The organism is Alcanivorax sp., from assembly GCF_051117345.1.
Taxonomy (GTDB): Bacteria; Pseudomonadota; Gammaproteobacteria; order Pseudomonadales; family Alcanivoracaceae; genus Alcanivorax.
The window spans coordinates 1-3,791 of record NZ_JBNPEC010000241.1 but is presented as its reverse complement, the minus strand read 5'-3'; the positions used below and the strand labels follow the sequence as shown (position 1 = coordinate 3,791).

Here is a 3,791-nt window from a genome sequence, read left to right as displayed (position 1 = left end):
GCTGGTTAATAGCACCGAGAGCAGATCCCTGGCCTGCTCCGGGTTCGCATCCAGATGGTTACGCAGCCTTGAGCCCCGCTCCCAGCTGGTCACCAGAATACGCTCACTACACAGGTCATCGATCAAATCGGGAATACGAATACGATCGTGGTGGGGCTGGCGGGAAAAACGCCGGGTATTGGCTGCTTCATTACGAAAATCCAGTTCCATGGCGGTCATGATCAACAGCTGTTCTATGGCCTGTTTCAGATCAAATTCCCGAAACCGGGGTGCCGCCATCGCCGCCAGAATCTGAAACACCTTGGCATCCTGCTCGAACAGTTTCTTCACCCCGGGCAAGCGCACCTTGATCGCCACATCGGTGCCGTCTTCCAGGCGCGCCCGGTGCACCTGGGCGATGGAGGCCACCGCCACCGGTGTCTCGTCAATCCAGCGAAAAGCGTCACGCCAGTCAGCACCCAGGGATTTTTTCAGGGTGGTTTCAATCCGTGAAAATGGCACCGGCGCCGCGTCGTTCTGCAGCTGCTGAAATGCTTCGATATATTCCTGCGGCAGCACATCTGGGCGACAACTGAAGAACTGGGCCGCCTTGACCCAGAAAGCACCATTGCGTCGGCACAGGGTAGTGAGAATGTCGGCTCCCCGGCAGTGGCGCTGGTGACGATCATCCTTGCCGACGCCCCCCGCATATATCGCCGCTACACGAGCCATGGCCGTGAGTGCTCGCAGATACCGGGAGCGCCCTCCAGCCAAGCCAGTGACACCGGCGATACTTTTCTTAATCATCAGGCTTTATTCATTATGGTTATTCACCGGAATTCGGTTTGCCCAGAGTATGCCGCATAGATACGGCTTGAAACCCGGCGGGCTTGACCGTAATGTTTCTAGCTTTGCCGCTGGTGAGCGATTATGTCAGGTACAGTTATACGCGCTGGAGAGTCGCATACCATTCGCACTCGCGGCATCACCCTGCTGCGTTCCGGCCACCGGGAAATCCGCCGTCTGAAACGTGCCGACCACACCCCCTCTATTCACGGCAACAAGGTCTGGAACTCCAGCTTCCTGATCATGGACCATCTGACCCGCCGAAAAGTGTCCGCCGATGAACATATGATGGATATCGGCTGCGGCTGGGGGCCCCTCTCCATCTTTGCGGCCAAGCGTTTCGGTTGCCGGGTGACTGCCGTGGATGCAGATCCGGATGTATTTCCCTATCTTGACCTGCATGCACAGATCAACAAGGTCCAGATCAACCAACAGCAGGACAGCTTCGAAAAGCTCACCAAAAAGCGCCTGGCCGACGTAGACATCATTGCCGGTGCCGACATCTGCTTCTGGGATGAGCTGACCCCGGTACTCTTCAACCTGATACGCCGGGGACTGCGTAGCGGTGTCAAACAGGTGATTATTGCCGATCCGGGCCGTTCGCCGTTCTATGCCCTAGCGGAAAAATGCGAGAACGCCGGTATGGATGCCCGCGTCGTGGAACGCAGGACAAAAACGCCAAAAGCCCTGCGTGCAGATCTGTTGATCATTAATCGATAACACATCAGGCTGCAGGCAAGGATGGGTAAACCATGCTATGGCTCTGGGCAGAGCTGCACTATTGATTTTTCGCCCACCGCCACCATGTTATTTCCACGCTGAATGGAAGTGACAACACTATGAGCCAAGACGATACCAATACTGTTGAGCAATCCTCCGGCAGCCTGGCGTTGCCCGACCAGCTGAAACCCCAGCGTATCTATCTGATCCCCGTCCAGCACCGGCCTTTCATGCCTGGGCTGGTACAGCCGGTGATGCTGGACAAGGAACGCTGGCAGGCGACTCTGGAGCGGGTCAGCCAGACGCCGCACCAGTCACTCGGACTGGTCTATGTGGGTGATAACGATCCGGATTCGGTGGCTCCCGAGGATTTCCCGGAATACGGCTGCCTGGTCAAGGTTCACGCCCTCAATGAAGAAAATGACCAGTTCCAGTTGGTAGCCCAGGGCACAACCCGATTCCGTATCGAAAAATGGCTGACCCGCAAGCGCCCCTTCATGACCGAGGTCAGCTATCCGGAACCTCGCACCGAAGCAGATGAAACCATCCGCGCCTTCGGTATGGCCATTATCAATACCATCCGCGAACTGCTGCCGCTGAACCCGCTCTACAACGAAGGGCTGCGCCACTACCTACAGAATTTCTCTCCCAGTGACCCCTCTCCGCTGACTGACTTCGCGGCGGCGTTGACCAGCGCCAACGGGATAGAGCTTCAGGCCATTCTGGAAACCGTGCCGCTGAAACCGCGCATGGAAAAAGTGCTCACCCTGGTCAAGAAAGAGCTGGAAGTAGCGCGGCTGCAGAGCCAGATTTCCGAAGAGGTCAACGAAAAAGTCAGCCAGCACCAGCGCGATTTTTTCCTCCGCGAGCAGCTCAAGATCATCCAGCGGGAGCTGGGCCTGAGCAAGGACGACAAGACCGCCGAAGCGGAGGAATTCCGTGAACGCATGAGCGCGCTGACGCCGCCGGAATCCGTACAGAAACGCTTTGACGACGAGCTACAGAAGCTCTCAGTTCTGGAAACCGGCTCACCGGAATATGGTGTCACCCGCAACTACCTGGACTGGCTCACCAGCGTGCCCTGGGGCCAATACAGCAACGATAATCTGGATCTGAAGCATGCCCGGGAGATCCTCGAAGCCCACCACAGCGGCCTGGATGATGTGAAGGACCGGATTGTGGAATTTCTTGCCGTGGGCGCTCTGCGTGGCGAGGTCAAAGGTTCCATTATCCTGCTGGTGGGCCCCCCGGGTGTGGGCAAGACCAGCATTGGCAAATCCGTCGCCGATGCCCTGGACCGCAAATTCTACCGATTCAGCCTGGGCGGTATGCGCGACGAAGCCGAGATCAAAGGTCATAGGCGCACCTACATCGGCGCCATGCCCGGCAAGCTGGTGCAGGCACTCAAGGAAGCCGGTACCGCAAATCCGGTGATCATGCTCGACGAGGTAGACAAGCTAGGTCAGTCTTTTCAGGGTGATCCGGCCTCGGCCCTGCTGGAAGTGCTGGACCCGGAACAGAACCAGGATTTTCTCGACCACTACCTGGATGAACGGCTGGACCTGAGCCACGCCCTGTTCATCTGTACCGCCAATACCATGGACAGCATTCCCGGTCCCTTGCTGGACCGCATGGAAGTGATCCGCCTGTCCGGTTATATCACCGAGGAGAAAGTGCAGATTGCGCGCCAGCATCTGTGGCCCCGTGCCCTCGAACGTGCCGGCGTAAAACCCGGCCAGCTGCGCATCAGCAACGGCGCGCTGCGCCAGATCGCGGAAGGCTATGCCCGTGAAGCCGGGGTCCGGAATCTGGAGAAGCAGCTCAACAAGATCATCCGCAAGGCGGCGGTGAAGCTGCTGGCCGGAGAAAAGAAACTGAGTGTCTCCGGCAAGAACCTGGCGGATTTCCTGGGTCAGCCCTACTTCCAGACCGAGAAGACCCAGCGTGGTGTGGGCGTGGTAACCGGCCTGGCGTGGACCGCCATGGGCGGTGCCACACTCTCCGTGGAAGCCAGCCAGGTGCACAGCAAGCAGCGGGGCTTCAAGCTCACAGGTCAACTTGGTGATGTAATGAAAGAGTCCGCGGAAATTGCCTACAGCTACGTGGCCAGCCATCTACGTGATTTCGGCCTGAGTGAGGAGCGTCTGGATGAAGCCTTTCTTCATCTCCATGTGCCGGAAGGGGCAACCCCCAAGGATGGCCCCAGTGCCGGTATCACCATGGCCAGTGCCCTGCTGTCGCTGCTG

The 3,791-nt window shown here is 58.1% G+C and carries 3 protein-coding genes; 2 read left to right on the top strand and 1 reads right to left on the bottom strand.

Features of this window, described 5'->3' with window-relative positions:
* A partial coding sequence (locus ACFE0K_RS15275) for an AarF/UbiB family protein (protein ID WP_434536881.1) occupies window positions 1-786 on the bottom strand: 786 nt, incomplete at its 3' end.
* A gap of 123 nt (window positions 787-909) precedes the next feature.
* On the opposite strand from ACFE0K_RS15275, the gene ACFE0K_RS15270 reads away from it, so the two are divergent.
* Together ACFE0K_RS15270 and lon are read left to right on the top strand one after the other, a co-directional pair.
* Window positions 910-1,545 (top strand): class I SAM-dependent methyltransferase, encoded by a 636-nt coding sequence (locus ACFE0K_RS15270; protein ID WP_434536880.1) that lies wholly within the window; start codon window positions 910-912, stop codon window positions 1,543-1,545.
* Window positions 1,546-1,664: 119 nt separating this feature from the next.
* Window positions 1,665-3,791, top strand: a 2,127-nt coding sequence (gene lon, locus ACFE0K_RS15265; protein WP_434536879.1) for an endopeptidase La, incomplete at its 3' end; no start/stop codon positions are given.

What these genes read in the sequence shown, in the direction of transcription:
- ACFE0K_RS15270 (WP_434536880.1), top strand. Translation starts at nt 910, where the DNA reads ATGTCAGGTACAGTTATACGCGCTGGAGAGTCGCATACCATTCGCACT.